Annotated in this window: 17 protein-coding genes and 2 other annotated features; of the genes, 10 read left to right on the top strand and 7 right to left on the bottom strand. The window is 43.6% G+C overall.

The genetic code is table 11. The features are described from left to right. Positions 1-163: 163 nt before the first annotated feature. Together V5G21_RS08480 and V5G21_RS08475 are read right to left on the bottom strand one after the other, a co-directional pair. A complete protein-coding gene (locus tag V5G21_RS08480; RefSeq protein WP_257008474.1) occupies positions 164-835 on the bottom strand; it encodes a hypothetical protein in 672 nt (223 codons plus the stop codon). 250 nt (positions 836-1,085) lie between these two features. Next, complete coding sequence (locus V5G21_RS08475; protein ID WP_338465465.1) at positions 1,086-1,754, bottom strand: hypothetical protein; 669 nt, start codon at positions 1,752-1,754, stop codon at positions 1,086-1,088. Positions 1,755-2,243: 489 nt separating this feature from the next. On the opposite strand from V5G21_RS08475, the gene V5G21_RS08470 reads away from it, so the two are divergent. Together V5G21_RS08470 and thrS are read left to right on the top strand one after the other, a co-directional pair. Beyond that, positions 2,244-2,657: an AraC family transcriptional regulator gene (locus V5G21_RS08470; protein ID WP_338465518.1), complete on the top strand. Its 414-nt coding sequence runs from the start codon at positions 2,244-2,246 to the stop codon at positions 2,655-2,657. A gap of 249 nt (positions 2,658-2,906) precedes the next feature. Beyond that, positions 2,907-3,130: a binding site (T-box leader), on the top strand. A 39-nt stretch (positions 3,131-3,169) separates the two neighbouring features. Beyond that, positions 3,170-3,395: a binding site (T-box leader), on the top strand. 53 nt (positions 3,396-3,448) lie between these two features. Continuing rightward, complete coding sequence (gene thrS, locus V5G21_RS08465) at positions 3,449-5,362, top strand: threonine--tRNA ligase (protein WP_011248812.1); 1,914 nt, start codon at positions 3,449-3,451, stop codon at positions 5,360-5,362. 160 nt (positions 5,363-5,522) lie between these two features. On the opposite strand, the gene V5G21_RS08460 is transcribed toward thrS, so the two are convergent. Beyond that, positions 5,523-6,104 (bottom strand): GrpB family protein, encoded by a 582-nt coding sequence (locus V5G21_RS08460; RefSeq protein WP_041824210.1) that lies wholly within the window; start codon positions 6,102-6,104, stop codon positions 5,523-5,525. A 299-nt stretch (positions 6,105-6,403) separates the two neighbouring features. Between V5G21_RS08460 and V5G21_RS08455 the strand changes: the two genes are divergently transcribed. Together V5G21_RS08455 and V5G21_RS08450 are read left to right on the top strand one after the other, a co-directional pair. Beyond that, positions 6,404-7,330 (top strand): DUF2268 domain-containing protein, encoded by a 927-nt coding sequence (locus V5G21_RS08455; RefSeq protein WP_011248810.1) that lies wholly within the window; start codon positions 6,404-6,406, stop codon positions 7,328-7,330. Next, positions 7,305-8,078, top strand: coding sequence for a MerR family transcriptional regulator (locus V5G21_RS08450; RefSeq protein ID WP_011248809.1), 774 nt, complete (start codon positions 7,305-7,307; stop codon positions 8,076-8,078). Before V5G21_RS08455 ends, V5G21_RS08450 begins: the two co-directional genes overlap by 26 nt. A gap of 902 nt (positions 8,079-8,980) precedes the next feature. Here V5G21_RS08450 and V5G21_RS08445 read toward each other — a convergent pair. Next, positions 8,981-9,892, bottom strand: a complete 912-nt coding sequence (locus V5G21_RS08445) for a diacylglycerol/lipid kinase family protein (RefSeq protein WP_011248808.1) — start codon at positions 9,890-9,892, stop codon at positions 8,981-8,983. 96 nt (positions 9,893-9,988) lie between these two features. Next, positions 9,989-10,639: a DUF421 domain-containing protein gene (locus tag V5G21_RS08440; protein WP_011248807.1), complete on the bottom strand. Its 651-nt coding sequence runs from the start codon at positions 10,637-10,639 to the stop codon at positions 9,989-9,991. Positions 10,640-10,758: 119 nt separating this feature from the next. On the opposite strand from V5G21_RS08440, the gene V5G21_RS08435 reads away from it, so the two are divergent. From V5G21_RS08435 to V5G21_RS08420, 4 genes are all read left to right on the top strand, one after another. Next, positions 10,759-11,379: a flavin reductase family protein gene (locus V5G21_RS08435; protein ID WP_011248806.1), complete on the top strand. Its 621-nt coding sequence runs from the start codon at positions 10,759-10,761 to the stop codon at positions 11,377-11,379. A gap of 216 nt (positions 11,380-11,595) precedes the next feature. After that, a complete protein-coding gene (gene murB / locus V5G21_RS08430) occupies positions 11,596-12,531 on the top strand; it encodes a UDP-N-acetylmuramate dehydrogenase (RefSeq protein WP_011248805.1) in 936 nt (311 codons plus the stop codon). 165 nt (positions 12,532-12,696) lie between these two features. Beyond that, positions 12,697-14,415, top strand: a complete 1,719-nt coding sequence (locus tag V5G21_RS08425; RefSeq protein ID WP_011248804.1) for an ABC transporter ATP-binding protein — start codon at positions 12,697-12,699, stop codon at positions 14,413-14,415. 89 nt (positions 14,416-14,504) lie between these two features. Beyond that, a complete protein-coding gene (locus V5G21_RS08420; RefSeq protein ID WP_338465463.1) occupies positions 14,505-16,127 on the top strand; it encodes a catalase in 1,623 nt (540 codons plus the stop codon). Between the two features lie 58 nt (positions 16,128-16,185). Here V5G21_RS08420 and V5G21_RS08415 read toward each other — a convergent pair whose 3' ends face one another. Both V5G21_RS08415 and V5G21_RS08410 read right to left on the bottom strand, forming a co-directional pair. Further along, positions 16,186-16,734, bottom strand: coding sequence for a DinB family protein (locus V5G21_RS08415; RefSeq protein ID WP_011248802.1), 549 nt, complete (start codon positions 16,732-16,734; stop codon positions 16,186-16,188). Positions 16,735-16,841: 107 nt separating this feature from the next. Further along, a complete protein-coding gene (locus tag V5G21_RS08410; RefSeq protein WP_257006643.1) occupies positions 16,842-18,050 on the bottom strand; it encodes an MFS transporter in 1,209 nt (402 codons plus the stop codon). A gap of 156 nt (positions 18,051-18,206) precedes the next feature. Between V5G21_RS08410 and V5G21_RS08405 the strand changes: the two genes are divergently transcribed. Together V5G21_RS08405 and V5G21_RS08400 are read left to right on the top strand one after the other, a co-directional pair. Next, positions 18,207-19,880, top strand: coding sequence for a nicotinate phosphoribosyltransferase (locus V5G21_RS08405; RefSeq protein ID WP_011248800.1), 1,674 nt, complete (start codon positions 18,207-18,209; stop codon positions 19,878-19,880). 201 nt (positions 19,881-20,081) lie between these two features. Then, positions 20,082-22,055, top strand: coding sequence for a methyl-accepting chemotaxis protein (locus V5G21_RS08400; RefSeq protein WP_011248799.1), 1,974 nt, complete (start codon positions 20,082-20,084; stop codon positions 22,053-22,055). The last annotated feature ends 56 nt before the right edge of the window (positions 22,056-22,111 follow it).

Below are 22,111 nucleotides of genomic sequence, written 5' to 3'. Positions count from 1 at the left end.
ATGGAAAAAAGGCGCTTTAGGCATAGTGAAATAGTCTTAATTTTTGAGCATATCGTTAAAGATAGAATCAAGGTTTAGAGGGGAAAAGCTACTGCAGGTGATAGGGAGTTTGTTTGGATTTAAACAGCAAAGGGAGGATGGTCTCAAGGCCATTTAAATTCACCTACTTTTGGAAGCGAATGCTTTGAATAAGTGTATTGAAAAAGCGGCTTTCTTGTTCATCGTTGATGGTACATGTTTCTTCTTCCTTGCAATATAACTCATAATCAACAACCATGAATTCTTTAAGGTCAGGGCTTTGAACCAACGCAAAATATTGATTAGCAGAGTGCGTTGCCGGATCGTAAGTCACGCCTCTTTTTCCTTCCAAAGTATAATAGGAAGAGCCGTAATAGATCGTTGCATTTTCTGTTTGAAGTTCTTCATACTGATCATTAAACCCTAATTCTTCTAGTAAAATTTGAAGTTGTATCTTAGCCTCATGTTCTGACACGTTATTCTCGTACGTGAGTTGAATGTACCCTGTATACCCTCTGTCCTTTGAAGTAGTAGTTTCTTCTTCATAGATATTGAGAAATTCAAAATGGTCTTTACTTTCATAACGGACGGGATCATCTTCAATGTAATACCCAGCAGGAAACCACATTGAAAAGTTGTTTTTTTCGGATTGAAAATAATGGAACCCGTCATCAGTTTCGACCTCCGTGTCAAGAAAGCTACTCGTAAAATCATCTGTTAAGGCAATATCGTCTGAACCGTTGAGTGCGAACGCCATGGCGACCCCTCCTCCTAATGCAATCAAGACAATGATCGGAATCCAAATGCCTTTTTTCATCATCCATCCCACCTTCACTCTCGCCATGAGGTGTTTAATTTTATCATAGAAAAGAAGAAGGAAAAGTTCCACTAGTATCCGCAATAAATGGAAAAACGGCGCTTTAGGTATAGTGAAATAGTCTTGATTTTTAAACGTGTTGTTAAAAATGGAGTCAAGGTTTAGGGGGAAAAGCTACTGCAGGTGATAGGGAAGTTTGTTTGGATTTAAACAGCAAAGGGAGGATGGTCTTAAGGCCATTTAAATTCACCTACTTTTGGAAGCGAATGCTTTGAATAAGTGTATTGAAAAAGCGGCTTTCTTGTTCATTGTTGATGGTACATGTTTCTTCTTCCTTGCAATATAACTCATAATCAACAACCATGAATTCTTTAAGGTCAGGGCTTTGAACCAACGCAAAATATTGATTAGCAGAGTGCGTTGCCGGATCGTAAGTTACGCCTCTTTTTCCTTCCAAGGTATAGTAGGAAGAGCCGTAATAGATCGTTGCAGTTTCTGTTTGAAGTTCTTCATACTGGTCATTAAACCCAAAGTCTTTTAGTAGAATTTGTAATTGTATCTCAGCATCATGTTCTATCATATTGCCACGGTACTTTAATTGAATAAATCCCCAGTACTCTTTTTCGTTAGAATGTGATTGATCTTCATGGATATTGAGAAATTCAAAATGGTCTTTACTTTTGTAACCAACAGGATCATCCTCAATATAATACCCCGCGGGAAACCACATGGAAAAGTTGTTTTTTTCGGATTGAAAATAATGGAACCCGTCATCAGTTTCGACCTCTGGGTCAAGAAAGCTACTCGTAAAATCATCTGTTAAGGCAATATCGTCTGAACCGTTGAGTGCGAACGCCATGGCGACCCCTCCTCCTAATGCAATCAAGACAACGATCGGAATCCAAATGCCTTTTTTCATCATCCATCCCACCTTCGCTCCCGCCATGTGGTGTTTAGTTTTATCATAGAAAAGACAAAGGGAAAATTCCACTAGTACCCGCAATAAATGGAAAAACGGCGCTTTAGGCATAGTGAAATAGTCTTCATTTTTAAACGTGTTGTTAAAAATGGAGTTAAGGTTTAGGGGGAAAGCAACTGAGTGTGATGGGGAAGTTTTGTGTCGCATTCTAACCGTGGATTGCGAAGGTTGGTCTCATGGCCCATCTCTTTTTCACCTCCTTTTTGAAGCGAATGTTTTGAATACGGTTCATTATTGTCCGTCATTATGGGCGGTGGTGAACTATCTCTTTTCCCTTTTCAACTAACGGCCTTTGTTTAGAGACTAATGGATTAATTAAACTAATATATCAGAAATAGTTTTAAAAAATAGCTTGAAAAATATTTTAAATCGGATTACTTTATCTAAGAAAGGAGAATTAAAATATGAAAAGAATTACCTGAATCCAGGATTGCTTATTTCCGAAATATTGGGGAGTATGGTGAAAAGCAAAACAAAAAATTAATGGAGAATTTTAAAAAGTGGGCAAAATTAAATGGTGTGTTTAATGATTCTATAATTTTAGGCATACCGCGAGATAACCCAGAGATTACTCCTAAAGAGGAGTGTCGTTATGATGTTTGCGTTGTTATAAATAAAGATTTTAATGTGACAAAACCAGCTCATATTGGAGAATTTTCTGGTGGGAAATACGCTGTTTTTTTGCTTGACCATACAAAAGAGGCAGTCAGTGAATTTTGGGGCAATATTTTTTCTGAGATCGAAAGAAATAATCTATCAATAAGAGAACAACCAATTATAGAAAGATATACTTCACAAATGATTGATAATCATTTGTGTGAAATATTAGTTCCTATACAGTAACGAAGCGGGGACATTCCTACTTTCTATTTAAAGGACGAAAAACTGATACACCTACTATGTATTTCAGATCTAACTGCAGAAACCACCAAAAGAAAATGACACAGATATGATGTTTAAACGTTATAACTTTAATATCCTATTAATTTTGAAATTTATTTAAATTGGATCTACAAAAAGCGAAAAGAAGGGTTGCGGTTAGGAGACATTTACTGTATCATGTAAAACAATTTAATGTTATCGTTTGATTTTTTAAAAGCACTGATAAGGACATGAGTTACTTTTTACGGTTTCCAGAGAGGGAAGGAGAGCTGAAATCTTCCTAACGCAGGAGAGTAACTTACCACCTTTGAGCTGTATTGGAGAATGAAGTACCCAATACCGTCTATGCTACGTTACAGCACCAGAGCCGTAAGTTCTCTTTTTACTTATGGGAAATTGGGTGGAACCACGGGTAGAACGCACTCGTCCCTTCTTGGGGGATGAGTGCGTTTTTGTGTTTTGACAATTACAAAGCAAGAGCGATGAAAAGGACAGGAATTATTTTTACGGTTTTCAGAGAGGGAAGGGTAAGCTGTGATCTTCCTAGCTTAGGAAAATAATTTACCACCTTTGAGCTGTATTGGGGAACTTAGTATCTAATACCGTTTATGCTACGTTACAGCACCAAAGCCATAAGTTTTTCTTTTTAGCTTATGGGAAATTGGGTGGAACCACGGGTAGAACGCACTCGTCCCTTCTTGAGGGATGGGTGTGTTTTTATTTTATTTACTTTAAAAGGAGTGTTTCTTGTTATGAGTGAACCATTAATAGCTATTGAATTTCCAGATGGAAAGAGCAAGCAATTTCCGCAAGGTGTAACACTGGCTGAACTTGCACAATCCATTAGTCCGAGTCTTTACAAAAAAACGATTGTTGGATGTATAAATGGTGTTCCTTCCGATTTAGCATGTCCAATCACAGAAAACGCTCATATTTCCTTATATGATGTCGCTTCAAAAGAAGGAATAGAAGTGCTTCGTCATTCAACAGCCCACTTATTGGCACATGCATTAAAGCGATTATACCCGGCTGTTCATTTAGGAGTGGGTCCTGTCATCGGAGATGGATTTTTTTATGACGTTGCGTTGGACCAACCGATTACCGTCGGTGATTTGCTAAGAATTGAACAGATGATGAAGCAAATCATTAAAGAGGACATGGAGATAACACGTAAGGAAGTTACGCGCGAAAAAGCTAAACAGTTGTTCAAACAGGACCCTTTAAAACTTGAGTTGCTTGAAGATATACCGCCAGATGAAACAGTGACTGTGTACGAACAAGGTGATTTTTATGATTTATGTCGTGGTCCTCATATACCTTCAACAGGCAAAATCAAGCATTTTAAGTTAACGAAAGTGTCTGGTGCATATTGGCGGGGCAATAGCGATAATCAAATGCTTCAACGTATTTACGGTGTTGCGTTTGCGACAAAAGATGAGTTACAAGATTATTTTGCCTTTCTAGAGGAAGCTGAAAAGAGAAATCACCGTAAGCTTGGAAAAGAGCTGGAATTGTTCATGTTCTCAGAAGAAGCTCCAGGAATGCCTTTCTATCTTGCCAATGGTCAAATTATCCGAAATGAGCTTGAATCTTTTTTGCGAAATCTTCAAGCCAAATACGACTATAAAGAAGTTCGCACGCCGATCATGATGAATCAACGGCTATGGGAACAATCTGGTCACTGGGATCATTACAAAGAGAATATGTATTTTACACAAGTGGATGAGCAACAATTTGCGCTAAAACCAATGAATTGTCCTGGCCATATGCTCATTTTTAAAAACGGGCTGCATTCGTACCGAGATTTACCAATTCGCATGGCAGAGTTTGGTCAAGTGCATCGTCATGAATTCAGTGGTGCCTTGAATGGTTTATTGCGTGTCCGTACATTTTGCCAAGATGATGCCCACATTTTCGTAACACCGCAACAAATTGAAGAGGAAATCACACTTGCATTAAAAATAATCGACCATGTCTACCAAGTATTTGGGTTTAAGTACGAAATTGAATTATCGACACGTCCAGATGATTTTATGGGGAGTGAACACCTTTGGGAGCAGGCTGAAACTGCTTTAGAGAATGTACTGCAAAAACTTAATTATGCTTATAAAGTCAATGAAGGCGATGGGGCGTTTTATGGTCCGAAAATTGATATTCACATAAAAGATGCCATTCAGCGCAGCCACCAATGCGCCACGGTTCAACTTGATTTCCAACTACCTGAAAAGTTTGATTTAACTTATATAGATAAACAAAACGAAAAAAAGCGTCCAGTTGTTATTCACCGAGCTGTATTTGGTTCAATTGACCGTTTTTTAGGAATTTTAATCGAACATTTTGCAGGTGCTTTTCCTGTTTGGCTTGCGCCGGTACAAGTACAAATTGTCCCGGTTTCCCACGTTCACTTAGACTATTGTTTAACGATACAATCAGAACTAAAACAAGTAGGGGTAAGGGTAAACATTGATGAAAGTGATGAAAAACTAGGTTACAAAATTAGAAAAGCACAAATGCAAAAAATCCCTTGCACGATCGTGCTAGGTGACAACGAATTAAAAGAAGAAACAGTCACGGTTAGACAGTATGGAAAACCGGAAACAGAGAGGGTTCCTTTTGAATATTTTAAAGAGAAACTTGTGCGACAGATTAAAGAACGGAGCATGTAATAAGAATTATTAAGACTCAGACCGCCACAGCATGTTAACAACCGTTCCTGCTATTAGCCTTTCAGGAGGGGATACCAGGCAATGGTGGGGTACAGCTAACGTGAAGCGGAATGTTAGCTGCACCCTTTGTGAAAGAAATGATATATCGAATTCAAGCGTTCTACTCAACCGAGTTTGCTCGCTCCATGATTTCCTGGACGATCCCGCTTTTCGCATCAGCATAATGTTGCACGTGGCGCCATTGACGTTGAGCAAGGTGGCGTTTGACGCTTGCGTACTTATCCCGGTCGGCATTGTTGCTTCGGAGCCAATCACGGAAACGCAACATTCTAGTGACTTCAGAAGCGCCTTCGCTGAATACATGCAGGTTGATGTCTGTGTCTGGCCCTTTGAACAAGCGATGTTCAAACCATTCAGGTTCCCGAATGCGTAGGGTGTAACCAGCTTTTTCTAAGTTTGGGACGTAAGTCGTCTCGTCAGCGGAATCGATCACAACTAGTAGGATATCAATGATGGGCTTGGCACAAAGGCCCGGAATCGAAGTTGAGCCAACATGTTCGAGTTGCAATACCTTGTTTCCGAGCACAGAACGAATTCGGCTAGCCTCTCGATCGAATTGATTAGGCCACTCTGGATCATACTCTAGAAGGGTAACGGGCGCGTTGTGGGGTTTACGCTCACCAACTGTGACCTTCTGAAGATCTTCATCACTTTTAGGTGGCGGGTTTGAATGACTCTGCATGGAGATCACTCCCTAATTATCTGTTCAGCATTTCATCTTACCATAACGGTTGAAAAGAAGTTAAGCGGTAATTCTCCGCCGTTGAAGGGGAAGAAAAGGTCCAGTTCGTAATAGCGGTAAAAAAGTCCGTACCATCTTTGGTTGTTAACGCGTGTTTGCAAAATAATCTGAGTGGTACAGTCGGAGCCAGCTGTATGAGTGGGTTTCGGTGTTTTCTTTAAAAATAAAAATGAAGGCTTGACTCTCACGTTACGTAATACTTCACACTTTGAATGATCAAAACGTAGAGGTGAAACGATATGAACATTCAAGCACTGCGCTCAGACCACATTTACCGCCAAGTTATGCAAGTTCCGCTAGCAGAGAAAACAGAGTTATACCGGGAAGAGATGCTGGCTCCGTTCATGAAAAAATGGGAGACTCAGCAGGTTCCGTATAAGGCTGCCGATCCAGGCGGTTTTGACGTGATGACAATCAATAATTTCATATTCCGTGCGCCAGAAGAGATGACGCCTGAGATTTCCGCGGAACTCGAACTTATATCATCCGATGCGTTCTGGCAGGAATGCGAAGCAGTCGTTGCCCGAAGCCTGGGCTTATTTACGGAAAACGGCGTGAAACTCAAGGTATCCGAGTACTTGTTCACCATTCTCCTGGGCAACCCGAAGAGCCAGTCTTTGTTGCTAAACGAGGGGTATAGCGGCGACGGTGGGATTCCCGGATACATTTTGTGCACATTGCTTCCAAATGCTTATACGCTGCCTCGCATGAAGCCCGCATTGGCGCATGAAGTCAATCATAACGTACGTTACCAGTATATCAAGTGGGACCACACTGTTACCCTAGGCGAGCTGATCGTTAGCGAAGGGTTGGCGGAAAATTTTGCAACACTTCTGTACGGGGAGGAGCTTCTCGGCCCTTGGGTGTCGAAGACAAGCGCTGAAACATTAAATCGCCAGATCAAACCTGTATTGAAGGAACAGCTGGATGTAACCGGGTTTGACCAAATTGCGCCGTATCTGTACGGCGACGAATTGGCAAAGCTCCAGAATTTCACACCAGTTGGCATGCCTTATAGCGCGGGTTATGCTTGCGGGTATTATTTAGTACAATACTATTTAAAGCAGACGGGAAAATCGATTGTCGAAGCGACCATCACCCCGGCGGCTCAAATCCTGGACGAAGTCAGGGGATACTGGAATGAAACAACGATTATTAGCGATTAAAGACATCGTGCACATTACCGGCATTACCACCAGAACCTTACATTATTATGACGAGATCGAGCTGTTGAAGCCCACGTTCGTCGCCGACAACGGCTATCGCTATTACGATCAGGAAAGCTTGGCTAAACTGCAGACGATTTTGTTCCTGAAGGAAATGGATGTGCCTCTGAAAGAGATTGCAGCCATCTTGAAGCTTCCGCTTGAGGAGCAACGCGAAGTATTAAAGCAGCACAACGATACGTTACGTTTGAAAAAACAGCGCTTAGAGCGAATCTCCGCGGCATTGGAGGAGTTTGTGGCTGGAAAGGATGTTTACCATCTTAGCATTTTCAATGATTCTGCGATTTTGCCCTTGCCAGAGCAATATGACCGAGAAGCGAGGTGGCGCTATGGCAAGACGGAGGCTTACCAATCCTTTGAGAAGAAGATGCAAGAACGGTCGTCCATCGAAAAAGAACGCCAGTGGCACCAGATGGAGGACGTGTTCCGAAAAATTGCCGCCTGCATGCATTTTCAGCCGGATGCGGTGGAAGTACAGCAACTCGTCGATGAGTGGCGGGGAATACTCGAGCAGTCAATGCCATGCGACGGGCACTTATTAATGTGCATCGCCAACACGTACCAAGCCGATGCCCGGTTCAAGCAATATTTTAATCCGTTCAGTGAGCAAGGAGATTTAGCAGCATTCATGCATGAGGCGGTTATGTATTATGTGCAGGGATTGGGTGAAAGTAAGAGAGAGAATTGAGATGTGGCGTTTTTTATGGAGAAGACAGATTGAATGAATTGAAAGTGTAGATCTTTTAAAGGCTGAATGGGGAATTCGGCCTTTTTTTGTCATGAAATTTGAAACGTTAGCCAGTTTGATTTAAAACATAGAAAATTAACATCATCCTTTTCAGAACGAACTTTGATTTTTAAGTAGTCCCTTAGGTCAAATAATTGATCCAAGGGACAGCTTTTATTTTCTTTGTCTTTTACTACTCATTAAAATGATAATACCCCCCATCATTAGACCAACAATAAAAAATAAAATACTCCAAGTGATTGAAAAAGAATCACCAAAATTGAGCACAATAGCTAATAATAAATAAGCTAAAAACATAGAAAATCCAGTTAACAAAATAAATCGGATATTCCTAGATACCAAGTTTATCTCCTCCTCTTTTAATACCATTTCCTAAAGCCTGCTTAGTAAAACGATATTTTCATCCAGCGAAGAAGATAATTTAAACGAAGATATTCAATAATAAACCGAGTAAACGGTAACATGCTTTATATTGTTATGTCATAGTTTGTTACAATTTACCCGAAAAATGTTTTCTAGAAGTTATTAAACAATGCTGCTTTTCTTATTATGGGAATTATGGTCAGTAGAATTTTCATTGTCATGTGTTCTTGGTTGACAAAGGTATCTAAAGAAACCAGTTCCATCTTCCGAGGGCTTCTAGAAGTAAAGCACCAATTTCTTGTTTGAAGTCTTCTCGATCTTGCTGCGCTAAAACTAATAGTATATAAAAAAGGTTTAGTATAATCCGCTCCTAAAACCTAGGCCGCAAACACGTTTGCGGCCTAGCCCATTTCGCTCCCAATGTCTTCTTTTTAACGCCAACGATCAAACAAACCGGTTTCCCTATCCTCATCGCATCCTCAGTCTTTTTCTTGTTGTTCTGTAGTAATAAAAGTAAGGGCCTGTTGATGAAGTGTATAGGAGACGGGTGTCTGTTCATTGATTTCGCCATCGCTGTCGACATCGAGCGTTTGGCGGCATGTGAGTGTAAATTGATCGAGTTCGAGTGCTTCGATCCCTTCTGCGTCGTTAAGCCAATTTTCATCGGTGAAAGCGTGGCTGTACATATTTTTTAAGAGCGTGAAGCCTGCCTCCTTGACAATAAACAGATGAAGTTTGCCGTCTGAAAGGGAGATGTCTTTTAAGAATAGGCCGATTGTGCCAATGTATTGGCCGTTCATCGCTAAGATCATAACGGCATCGCCGCTAGATGTTTCTCCTTTTGCTGTTGTGATCGTGTACGAAAATGGTTTTGGTTCTTTGATCGATCGAATTGCGCTAATGATATACCCAAGTTTTCCAAAACGTGCTTTTGTTTCTGCTTCTATTTCTTTTGAAGCCTCGACAATCATGCCTACTCCAGAAAAGTTGGCAAAGTAGCTGTCGTTTTGTTGGCCGATGTCAATCGCAACAGTTGTGCCGTTTACAATTGCTGTGAGGGCGTCGTCTACTGTAGGAATTTGCAAGCTTCGAGCCAAGTCATTGCACGTGCCAGCTGGCACAATTGCCACAGTTGGTTGGTTGTTTCCTGCCATCAACCCGTTGACGCATTCATGGACGGTGCCGTCGCCGCCCACGATGATCAATAGTTCGATGTCCTCAGGCAACTGTTTGCATCGTTGTTTTGCTTCGCCTGGCGCTTGCGTCTGGATCAATGTCAGCTCTATTACTTCAGGGGCAAGTGTTGCCAATGTTTGTTGCAGCAGTTCGTTGACGTCTCCTTGCCCTGCGTTCCTATTGTAGAGCAGAATGGCTTTTTCGTAACGGGGCATGCCATGTCCACCTTTCAGCTTAAGATCACTTTCCAATTGGAAAACGAAGGAATCGTTTTCCATGCTTTGTCATACATGTACCCGTTTTTAAGCATTTTAGTCTGTCGTTTCCCTGTTTTTCTTCTGGATGAAAAAGTTTCCTTGGAAACGACTGCAATAAAACACATGGCGAATGTCGTGAATGCCCTCTTCGCGCAATGCTTGGTGAACTTCTTCTTCGGGAATGTCGAGAATGTCTAAATGCTTATGTTGGAGAATGCCATCCATAATAAGCGGGAGTGAAAGGGAGCTGTGATCGTTTTTTTTAAACACCGACAATGAACCAGATGACTCTAACAGCGCCCAATCCACTTCTTGAATGTCGGCAATGTCTTTATCACGCAGCTGCATCATGATGTCATCGATGTTGTAGTTTTGTTTTAATAAATTTTCCTCGATAAAAACGCCATCTCGTATTAACAGTACCGGTTTGCCATCAACGACGTCGCGAAAACGCTGATTTTTGACTTGCAAATAGGAGAAAACACGGGACAACAAGATGAGCAGCGCAATCGGCGTAAGGCCGCGAATGAGGGGCATTTTTGTATCTTCAATTAAAATAACAGCTAGCTCTGCGACCATGATCGTAATAATAATATCAAGAACGCTAACTTCGCCGACGTCCTTTTTGCCTGTTAAGCGGAAAAAAAGCAGGACTGCAACAAACATAACGATCGTTCGTCCTGAGATGGAAACGAGCTCTTCCACTTTCTATCACCTCAGATTCAGTATTGGCGAAAGCGGACGAAGGTAAACGTGATCCTTTCTCTTGAACCATTCTACAAAAACAGGGACAATGAAAACAAAAGGCACATGGAGGAGATGTTATGCGTTTACTGCGAATGGATGAACTATCAGCAAGAGACCGCTACCGCTGGATGAGCGGGGCCATTGTGCCTCGCCCGATCGCGTTGGTCACGACGCTAACGGAAAAAGGAGGCGTGGTCAATGCCGCACCATTCAGCTTTTTTACGATGCTTGCTAGCGACCCGCCGCTTTTGTCCATTGCCGTAGGCAGGCGTGAGGGGCAAATGAAAGATACGGCGCGCAATGCGGTGGCCATGGAAGAAATGGTGATTCATGTCGTCAGTGAAAAAATCGTCAGCGATATGAATGAGACAGCAGCAACGCTTGCGCCAGATGAGAGTGAACTGGAACGGACGTCTTTTCATTTGACGGAAAGTGTTACGGTCTCCGTGCCGGCAATTAAGGAAGCCCGTATACGATTTGAGTGCAAGCTCGAATCCCACTTGCCGACCAAAAACGATGCGGGGGAGCTATCATTTGATTTGCTTATTGCTCGTGTCTTGGCTATGCATATTGCAGAGGACGTTATCGATCAAGAAGCGAATGGCATCGACATGGACGCTCTTCAACCTGTTGCCCGATTAGCGGGACCGAACTATGCAGGGCTAGGCGCACGTTATTCCCTGAAGCGGCCAAAATAGCTTCGTAAAAGTCTATGAAAGTAATGAAAAACAGATGAAAATGATGTATGGTCTGTTTTTTTTTGCGCAAATCCGTCATAATGAAGGAGCCGCGATCAGTGAAAGAGGAAATGCTTCCTAAAAATAACTGACGCACGACAAATGAGGATGGCGCATATATAGCTCATATAGGCGTCCGTCATTTTTTTGAAATGATTAGGTTAGAGGAAGATGATGATGAAACGATATATTGAAATATGCAAGCCTTTATGGACGTTATTGCCAGAAGGAACAATTCATGAAGATGAACGATTATGCAAACATACGTATACGCAAATGGGTGGCGCAGCCGATTTGTTTATTACGCCCCAATCGTATGAGGAAACGCAAACCGTTTTGAAATTTGCCCACGAACATCGGGTGCCTGTTACGTTGCTCGGCAATGGGTCGAATGTCATTGTAAAAGACGGGGGCATTCGTGGAATTACATTAAGTTTAAAAAAGCTCAATACGATCACATGCACAGGAGTGGAGTTAGTCGCGCAGACGGGAGCGACGATTATTGAAGCATCACGGAGAGCCCGTGATGCGGAGCTGACTGGGCTTGAGTTTGCTTGTGGCATTCCTGGCACGGTAGGTGGTGCGTTTTACATGAATGCTGGCGCTTATGGCGGACAGATTGCCGATGTGCTTGAGAGTGTATTGGTGTTAACGGAACAAGGGGAATTTAAAACGCTCTCGAAAGAAGAGTTTGATTTTGATTACCGTAAAAGTGTGTTTTCAGCCAAACGTTATATCGCCTTGGAGGGCACTTTCCGCCTGCAAAAAGGCGACATGGCGCAAATACAAGCGAAAATGGATGAGTTGACGATTGCGCGGGAAACGAAACAGCCACTCGAATACCCTTCATGCGGTAGCGTATTTAAGCGCCCGCCTGGCATGTTTGCCGGCAAGCTGATCCAAGACAGCGGCCTCCAAGGGACACGCATCGGTGGAGCTGAAGTGTCAAAAAAACATGCAGGCTTTATTGTGAATGTGGATAATGCGACTGCAACAGAGTATATGAGCCTTGTCCGCCATGTTCAGCAAACGGTAAAAGACAAGTTTGGCGTTGAGCTGGAAACGGAAGTGATTACAATTGGCGAAGACATCGAAGAACCTGTTAGCGATTAGTTAATAGGTTTTTCGGTGCTGCCCGTTGTGTTTGTTGATTTATAGAATCGTTAGGCTGCTAGATAGTGCCAAATGTATGAATGTTTATTTTGCAATTCAAAACGGTTCTTGGTTAAATAAAAGAGGGGGTTGCCGGCCTGTTAGATCAGAAAGAAGGTTGGAGCAATGATTAAACGTTTTTTTTCTTATTATGTACCGCATAAAAAGTTGTTTTTTATTGACTTTTTCAGCGCCATTGTCGTCGCTGTTTTAGATTTATTTTTTCCTATTGTCGTCCAATGGTTCATTAACACGCTTTTGCCACAACAAGAATGGGACAAGGTCGTCTGGGTATCAGGGGGGTTGTTACTCACCTATTTAATCAGCGCGTACTTGCAATACAATGTCAATTTTCTTGGGCATAAACTCGGAATTCACATTGAGACGGACATGCGCCAAGACTTGTTTGAAAGCATCCAGCGCCAATCGTTCCGTTATTTTGACAATACGAAAACAGGGCACATTATTAGCCGCATTACAAATGACCTGTTTGACATTGGCGAATTAGCGCACCATGGCCCAGAGGACTTATTTATTGCGTTAATGACGTTTGTAGGTGCTTTTGGCATTATGTTTTATGTGAACCCGACACTGGCTATTGTAGCGCTCGTATTTGTACCGTTCCTGATCGCCTTGATTACTTATACCAATATTAAAATGAATCAGGCATGGTCAAAAATGTATGCGGAAATTGGCGATGTCAATGCCCGTGTAGAGGACAGCGTTTCTGGCATGCGCGTTGTCCAATCGTTTACGAACGAAGCCCATGAAGTGGAAGAGTTCCGTAAAAATAACCGCCGTTACCAAAAGGCAAAAGTAGGCGGCTACAAAGTAATGGGCTATACATCTTCTGGCATCTTTTTAGCAACGCGGCTGATGATTTTATCTGTGCTCCTTGTCGGCGCATGGCTGCTTTATACCAATTCCCTTGATGTTGGCGAGTTTGTCCTCTTCATTCTCTATATCAACATTTTGTTTAAGCCGATTGAGAAAATTAGTGCGATTTTAGAGCTTTATCCAAAAGGGATGGCCGGCTTTAAACGTTTCACTGAAGTCCTTGATACAGAAGTAGATATTGAGGACAAGCCTGACGCTAAAGTGGCGCCTGTGCTCAATGGCGATATTGAATTCCACAATGTCACGTTCAGTTATGAAAACAATCGGCCGGTTCTTAATGATCTCAATCTCTTTATCCCGGCTGGAAAAACGGTCGCCTTCGTTGGTCCGTCTGGCGCTGGGAAAACCACGATTAGCTCGCTCATTCCGCGCTTTTACGATGTAGATAGTGGCGCTATTACCATTAATGGCATCAACATTTGCGACATGACGAAGAAGTCGCTGCGTTCGCAAATTGGCATTGTCCAACAAGATGTCTTTTTATTTAGCGGGACGCTGAAAGAAAACATCCGCTATGGCAAACTGGATGCAAGCGACGAAGACATTTACCGCGCCGCCAAGCTGGCGAATTTGGACGGGCTCATCGAATCGCTGCCAGAAGGCTATGAAACGCAAATCGGCCAGCGCGGCTTAAAGTTGTCTGGTGGACAGAAACAGCGGATTGCGATTGCGCGCACATTCTTAAAAAATCCGCCTATCTTGATTTTAGACGAGGCGACTTCTGCATTAGATACAGAAACAGAAGCGCTTATTCAAGAATCATTGCAAGAGTTGGCGGCAGACCGGACAACACTTGTTATCGCCCACCGACTAGCAACAATCCGCCATGCCGACCATATTGTCGTCGTGACGAAAGACGGCATTGCCGAGCAAGGCACTTACGAGGAGCTCGTCGCCAAAAATGGCGTATTTGCGACTCTAAACAATATCCAGTTGACACATGTGTAAGCAGAGGGAACAATCCCTCTGCTTTTTTGCATAGTTTTACGTCTACTGGAAAAGCTAGGCTGGAATAAAAGGAAGGAGTTGGCTAACCAATGGATGAATCAAAAAAGGCGCCTTCGTTTGGAACCAATGTAACAGGGCAAGGCGATGCGCTCGATCAGCGCAAAGCCGCAAATGAGAAAGACGATACATTGACCACCCGTCAAGGCCATCCCGTGAAAGACAATCAAAATGTACGCACTGTCGGCAACCGCGGGCCTATGACATTAGAGAATTATGATTTCTTGGAGAAAATTAGCCATTTCGACCGGGAGCGCATTCCGGAACGAGTTGTCCATGCCCGCGGTGCAGGAGCACACGGCTATTTTCAATCATATGGAAAAGTCGGAGATGAACCAATTTCCAAGTACACAAGAGCAAAAGTGTTTACAAACACGGAAGTGAAAACGCCTGTATTTGTCCGGTTTTCTTCTGTTATTCATGGCATCCATTCTCCCGAAACACTTCGTGATCCCCGGGGGTTTGCGGTGAAATTTTACACAGAAGACGGAAACTGGGACTTAGTCGGCAATAACTTGAAGATTTTCTTCATTCGCGATCCGCTAAAATTTCCGGATATGGTCCATGCGTTTAAACCGGATCCAGTAACGAACCGGCAAAGCATGGAACGGTTTTTCGATTTTGTCTCGCAAAGCCCAGAATCGACCCATATGATCACATTTGTGTTCTCGCCGTGGGGCATTCCGGCAAACTACCGGAATATGCAAGGATCGGGCGTCCATGCGTATAAATGGGTCAACGAGGAAGGGAAAGCGATGCTTGTCAAATACCATTGGGAGCCTGTACAAGGAATCAAAAACTTGACCCAAAAAGAAGCAGAGCAAATTCAAGGAAAAAACTTCAACCATGCAACGCAAGATTTGTATGAAGCAATTGAAAAAGGCGATTACCCTGAATGGGAACTTTATGTGCAATTGATGGAAGACGGCGAACATCCAGAGCTTGACTTTGATCCTCTTGACCCGACTAAGCTTTGGTATAAAGACCAGTTTCCTTGGCACAAAGTCGGCAAGATGGTGCTCAACAAAAACCCAGAAAATTATTTTGCGGAAGTGGAACAAGCCGCCTTTGGTACCGGCGTCCTTGTCGACGGCCTTGACTTTTCCGATGACAAACTGTTGCAAGGACGCACGTTCTCCTATTCAGACACGCAGCGTTACCGCGTTGGCCCGAACTATTTGCAACTGCCAATCAATGCCCCGAAAAAACGGGTAGCGACCAACCAACGAGACGGGCAAATGACGTACCATGTCGATAGTCCTCCTGGAATCAATCCACATGTTAACTATGAGCCATCTGTCCTTAACGGTTTAAAGGAAGCGGAAAAAGTCAACCCAGACCATACGCCGCACGTATCAGGCGAAGTGAAATATGAAGCGATCAGCCGCCCGAACAACTTTGGCCAAGCAGGGGAAACGTATCGCCGCTTTTCTGATTGGGAACGGGATGAGTTAATTGCCAATTTAGCCGATGCTCTGGCCGATGTCGATAAACGAATCCAAAAGCAAATGATCGAAAATGTAACAGAAGCGGACCGCGACTACGGCAAGCGTCTAGAAGAAGCAATCAAACGTGTTCAAGAAAGCGTAGACGACAAAGAAGGACATGCGGTCAAGGAAGCGGAACAAGAAGGAATGCCGTCTGATCCTTATTAATTTGAAGGAGAAAAACCGCGGGATAGTCGATCCCCGCGGTTTTTTGGTATGAGCTTGGTCAAACGAGCTTGTAATACTCCTTACAAAGTTGAAAATGGTGATTTTCGTGTATGCCAAGCAAATGTATGCTTTGTATGAGATTAGGATAATCGGCGATGGGGTCTGGATAGCGAATATGGCCAGCAATTTCGTCTTTTATTTGATCGACCATGTTCTGCAATTGTTTTGTTTCGGCATCTAAGCTTGTCACTAATTGAGCGAATGACGTGTTCTTTTGGATCTCTTTTGGCGGTATTAACATACTTGGTGCTTTCATGGGCTTGTGATGCTTTTTATGATATTGCTTGTATACGTCTTTACTATGCGTTTCATAAGGCTTGTTTTTCCTGATTGCGGCAATTGGCTTTGACAATGGCAAATACAGCTTATTTAGCTGTTTAAAACGTTTCACCATTAAAAACAAATGGTAAAACGTTTCTCCAAACGACCATTTATCTTCACAAGGTCTTTTCCATTCTTCCCCTTTAAAAGGCTCCATCGCCATCGACATTTCATGCCTTTGCTTGTAAAGTGTGTGAAAATGCTTTTCCATATAACTGCTCTTCATAGCGCCTCCTAGTAATGCTGTAATAGTACTTTCACCTTTGAACACCGGTTGAAGATCGCCTTATTAACGACCCTCAACCGGCTTTCTAAACAGCTTCCAGTTTTGCCCTAAGAGGCTTCGCCGCTTTTGCTCGTTTCGTTTTTAGCTCGACGCAAAAGTGGCATTGTAATTGCCAAAGCGAGAAGCGAGACGATTCCTGCCAATGTGAAAATATGAGCGATGCCTATATGTTCAGCCACAAAGCCTGCGCCGTACGGGCCAATAAAGATGCCAATTGCATAGACAGATTGGTAGAAGCCCATAACAGACGTTTTTAAGGAAGGCTGCGGGAGTGAAGCAATTTGCGAGAGCAACAGCGGCAATACTACGCCGATTGTCAAGCCAACAACGCCGTGCAACAGACTGATCGTTGCTAGTGTAGTAGCAAACGGCATACAGAAAAAAGTGAAGCAAGTGACAATGAGAGAGAGCGCAATCAACCGGATTTCATTGCGCTTTGAAACATTGAAAAAAGCAACTCCTAAAGATGCAGCAGCGTGTGGAATAAAGAAAGCTGCCATCAGCCAAATAAGCTGCCCCTCCCGAACGCCGTGGACATTTGCATAAACAGGCGTAAACCCAAAAATAGAAATAAACAACAGAGCGTGTGTAAATAATGATACAAACGTTAACGGCAGCAGATGTTTGATAGACAACACTGCCTTGACTTGTTTCCCTAAACGTTGAGAGCCGTGATTCTCGATTTCTTGCGGCACTTCCTTAATAAAGAGGGCAAATAAGAGTCCGGTTCCTGCCGCGACGATCCCTACCCAAAACGGAATGCTCCAGCCAAATTGTTCAACGAGAATGCCGGCTGTTACCATGCTGAGAAATTGCGGCATGACCGTCAAAAATTGCAATGTTCCCATTGCTCGGCCAGATTGGCCTGGATTAAAATAGTCGGCGTACATAATCGTTGCCATCACCCACATGGCAGCAGTAACGCCTGCTAGCAACCGTCCTGTCAAAACCCATGCAAACGAAGTGGACGATAGTAAAATGATTCCGCTTAGAATAGCGACTACAAAGCCGCCTACATAAAAATGCTTGCGCAAATGTCGCAATGAATCAAGCAAGACGCCAAGTGGAAAACGGAGCAACACTTGCGTAATGCCGTAACTGCCGAGAATAATCCCGATTGCCGCATACGTAAAGTGAATTTGTTCTAAATAAAGGCTAAAGATGGGCACATAGCTGTAAGTGCATAGCCAAAAACAGAAAACGGACGCCAAAAAGACGAGATGGTGTCTCCGTTTCAATGCAATAGACACAGGCATTCCTCCTTGCTTTCACCCATCATCTTACCATCTTTTGGCGTTTGTGTGGCTGTCCTTTTATTCAAAGAAGCTTGATTTGAAATAAGCACGTGACAGCGTTATACTGGCAATGACTACGGAATCAGAGAGGTTCCCGTGACAAAAGGAGAAGCACCGATGCCACAAGCGAAAACCATATTTGATTACATTAAGCCGACCGACTATCGTTTTGTACATATATGCAGGCGCTGTGACCAGCCGCAATTTTCAAATGAACGAGAGCCAGCGGAAGCATGCGTCCGCTGTGGAAATGACTCGTTCCACGTTGTTCCTTATTACAACCCAGATCAAGATTATGGTTTAGATGTTGACTATTATGCAATCACAATGATGTATGCGCTGTGGAAGGAAGGATTGCACAAAACGCAAGTTGTTTACGATGATTTTTATCGAAAAGCGCCGTTTGTAAAAGGCGTTGGCGATTTTAGCGGCGAGCTTGGCGGTTACGTTGCTTTCGGTGGCCTTGGTCACTTGATTGAAACGATAAACAACCTCCATTTTTCGGAGGCTGATCTTGACTATTTGCGTCAACAACCAGAAGGATTTGAAGAAGCGTTTCTTGAAGATTTGCGAAAATTGCGCTTTAGCGGTGATATGTATGCAGTCGAAGAAGGCAACCTTGTGTTCCCGAACACCCCCCTTATCCGCTTAGAAGCGCCGGTATGGGAGTGCATTTGGATTGAGGCGATGCTTTTAAACATTATCAACGCTGAGTCCCTTGTGTTGACGAAGGGATCACGTATTAAAACCATTGCCGGAAAAGACGGCTTGCTTGAAATGGGGAAACGACGGGCGCAAGGGCGGGATGCCAGTGTATATGGCGCCAAAATGGCATACATCGCAGGCTTCGATGCGACAAGCAACGTAAAGGCAGGCAAACAGTTTTCGATGCCGATTACTGGAACACAGGCCCATGTATATATTATGTTTCATCCATCAGAGTTAGAGGCGTTTCTCGCTTATGCCAACGTCTTCCCACAAAAGACCATTCCTCTGCTCGACACGACCGATACGTTAAACAGCGGTTTGCCTCATGCGATTACGACTGCACGCAAGCTGCAAGAAAAAGGTTTTGAGATGACGGCTGTCCGCCTTGATAGCGGCGACTTGGCGTATTTGTCGAAGAAAGTGCGCAAACGCCTCGACGAAGAAGGGCTTGAGCATGTTAAAATTGCTGCGACAAATGATTTGGACGAATACACCATCGCTTCTTTAAAACAGCAAGGAGCACAAATTGACATTTGGGGTGTAGGCACAAAGTTTATTACCGCTTACGACAACCCAGCCTTAGGAGGCGTCCATAAAATTGTGGCCCGACGGGCTCTACCACAAGAGTTGCGAGCGGGTATCTACAATGAGGATGACTGGATTCCGCTTATTAAAATATCCGAGAGCATCGAAAAAATTCTCAATCCAGGCCGCAAAAAAGTGTATCGTTTATTCGGCCCAGATGGAATGGCAAAAGGGGACTACATTTGCTTAGCCCATGAAAGCTTGGAGGGCCAATCAGAAATTGTCTTAAAACACCCAACCAATCCGTTGAAAGCGAAAAAAATCCGTGATTTTGAGGCAGTCGAGCTCCATAAGCAAATTTTTAAGCAAGGCAAATGCGTGTACGATGTCCCGACATTAGAAGAAGTGCGGGCTTACCATCAACGCCAAAAGAACACGTTTTGGGAAGAATATTTGCGCTTAGAAGTTCCGGAAGTGTATCCGGTTTCCCTTTCTGACGAACTAAGAAACATGAAAGAACGACTGATTGAAGAAAAACGGCAACATGATGATGGGTAACAACAGCAATCCGTTTTAGGTGAAGAGGGGAATATGCAAACATCTGAGAGTTGCGCCAAAGGCGCAGCTCTTTTTTAGCTTGCTTTTTAAGGGGGCAGCTGGCCAATTGCAGAAAAGATTGTCAAATTTTCTACAAATCTCTTTACTTTGCTTACGATTTTGCCGATGTAAAAGAAAAGGACGTAAAAGGCGAGGGAAGAGATGATCGGAAAAAAGACGCTTAACTTAAAATGGAAACTGTTTTTGGCTTTTGGCCTTTTTCTACTTATACCAAGCTTAGTCATCGGGTTGTTTTCTTATTCGAGTACAAGGGACAATGTCGAAGAAACAATGCTTGAGCAAGCAAGCCATACGACAGCCAATGTCCATGCATCGCTGCAACAATTTATGGAGCTGCAAACAGATAGCGTCCATTACGCGGGCCGTACAATCAATGTAAAGGAACTCTCAGATGAGCAGCTTGAGCAACGCCTTGTTGATTTAACGAACATTAACGAAAATATTTTAGAAGTCTACTTAGTTGGACAGACAGGCGAAGCGGTTGCCTATAACAGCTCAACTGGATTTGGCCCAGAAGAAGGCCTCCAAGAATCGTCGTGGTTTAAACAGGCGAATGCCAGGCAAGTCGAGGTGTCGATTAGCGAACCAATTTTGACAGTCGAAGGGGAAGAGGAGCACGTCGAAGTCATTATGGGCACGTTAACTGCTGACTCTACGAACGTTCTTGGTATTCGCATTAGCCTGAAAGAACTGACGGGTCAAGTCAATGCGGCAAAAATCGGCAGTACTGGCTATATGTATTTAGCCGACCAATTTGGGCGGATTGTCACACATCCGACTAGGGAAACAGGTGAATTTTTACCGGTTAACTTAATGCAGCAATTTGAAGATGAAAGCGGGCAATTCCAATCTGAGGAAGACGGCGTCGTACGGGAGCTGAATTACAACAAAATTAGCCCTACCGACTGGGTGTTAGTTGGGGCAATGTTGCCGAATGAGGCAAGCCAAACGGTTCAACCAATTTTGCAGACGATGCTAATTGTCATTGCAGCGACATTGGTGGTTGGGTGTGTCATCATTTACTTTGTCGTCCGGTCCGTCGTTGCGCCCCTTTCTGGATTGGCTAAAATGGCAAACGTGATCAAAAGTGGCAACTTAGGTGCGAAGTACGAAGGAAAGGCACTTGCCAATGACGAAATTGGTGCCCTTGCTGAGGCGTTTGACGATATGCGCAACTCACTTATTCTGACATTAAGCCATATTCAAGATAAAGCGACTTATTTGGCTTCTTCATCTGAAGAATTGCAAGCGAGCACCGAGCAAAATATGCAGGCAACGGAGCAAATCACACTCGCTGTCCAAGAGGTTTCTTCTGGGGTTGATGCCCAATCGTCCAGCATGGAACAGGGGCGGAAAGCAACCACTTCTGTGTCACAGGGCATCTCCGATATTGTTCTGTCTGCATCTAGCGTGCAAACAGCAGTTGACCAAGCGGCTGCAATGGTGGATAGTGGACAGAAAGGCGTGGAACGTAGCGTTTCGCAAATGAATGCCATTGATGCCCATGTGTCTGAACTTGCTGGCACAATTGAGTCGCTAGAACAGCAAGCGAAAACAATTGGCCAAGTGATTCGCTTAATTTCCGATATTTCCGAGCAAACGAACTTGCTCGCTTTAAACGCTTCGATTGAAGCAGCACGAGCTGGCGAGCATGGCCGCGGTTTCGCGGTCGTTGCCGATGAAGTCAGGAAGCTGGCAGAACAAACAAACGAAGCTGCCCAAAACGTGCAGGAGCAAATACGCGGCATACAAACAGGGACGATGAGTGCTGGAAAAGCGATGCAAGCAGGCAAAGGCGAAGTGGCAAAAGGGGTCGAAGTCATTCAAGATGCAGGTGATTCCTTTACAGCTATCCAGTCACATATGGATGAAGTCCGTCAAAAAATCAATCAAGTTACCAATGAAGCGAAACAAATGTCTATTCAAACGGAACAGTTTATGCTTTCGTACGACAATATTTCCCAGGCGGCTGAAACGACGTCTGCTCATGTTCAAAACGTGTCAGCAGCGACTGAAGAGCAGCTTGCCTCAATGGAAGAAATTTTAAGTTCGACCACCAACCTGTCGGCGTTGGCTGAAGAACTGGAAGAAATGATTCAGCGATTTAAATGGTAACGACAACAGGGGTTGCCCCAAAAGTGCTTTGCAGCGATCTTTTGGGACAACCCCTG

The organism is Shouchella rhizosphaerae (assembly GCF_036700015.1).
Lineage (GTDB): Bacteria > Bacillota > Bacilli > Bacillales > Bacillaceae_D > Shouchella > Shouchella rhizosphaerae.
Note: the sequence above shows the minus strand (reverse complement) of the source record. Positions and strands in the feature narration are given on the sequence as shown.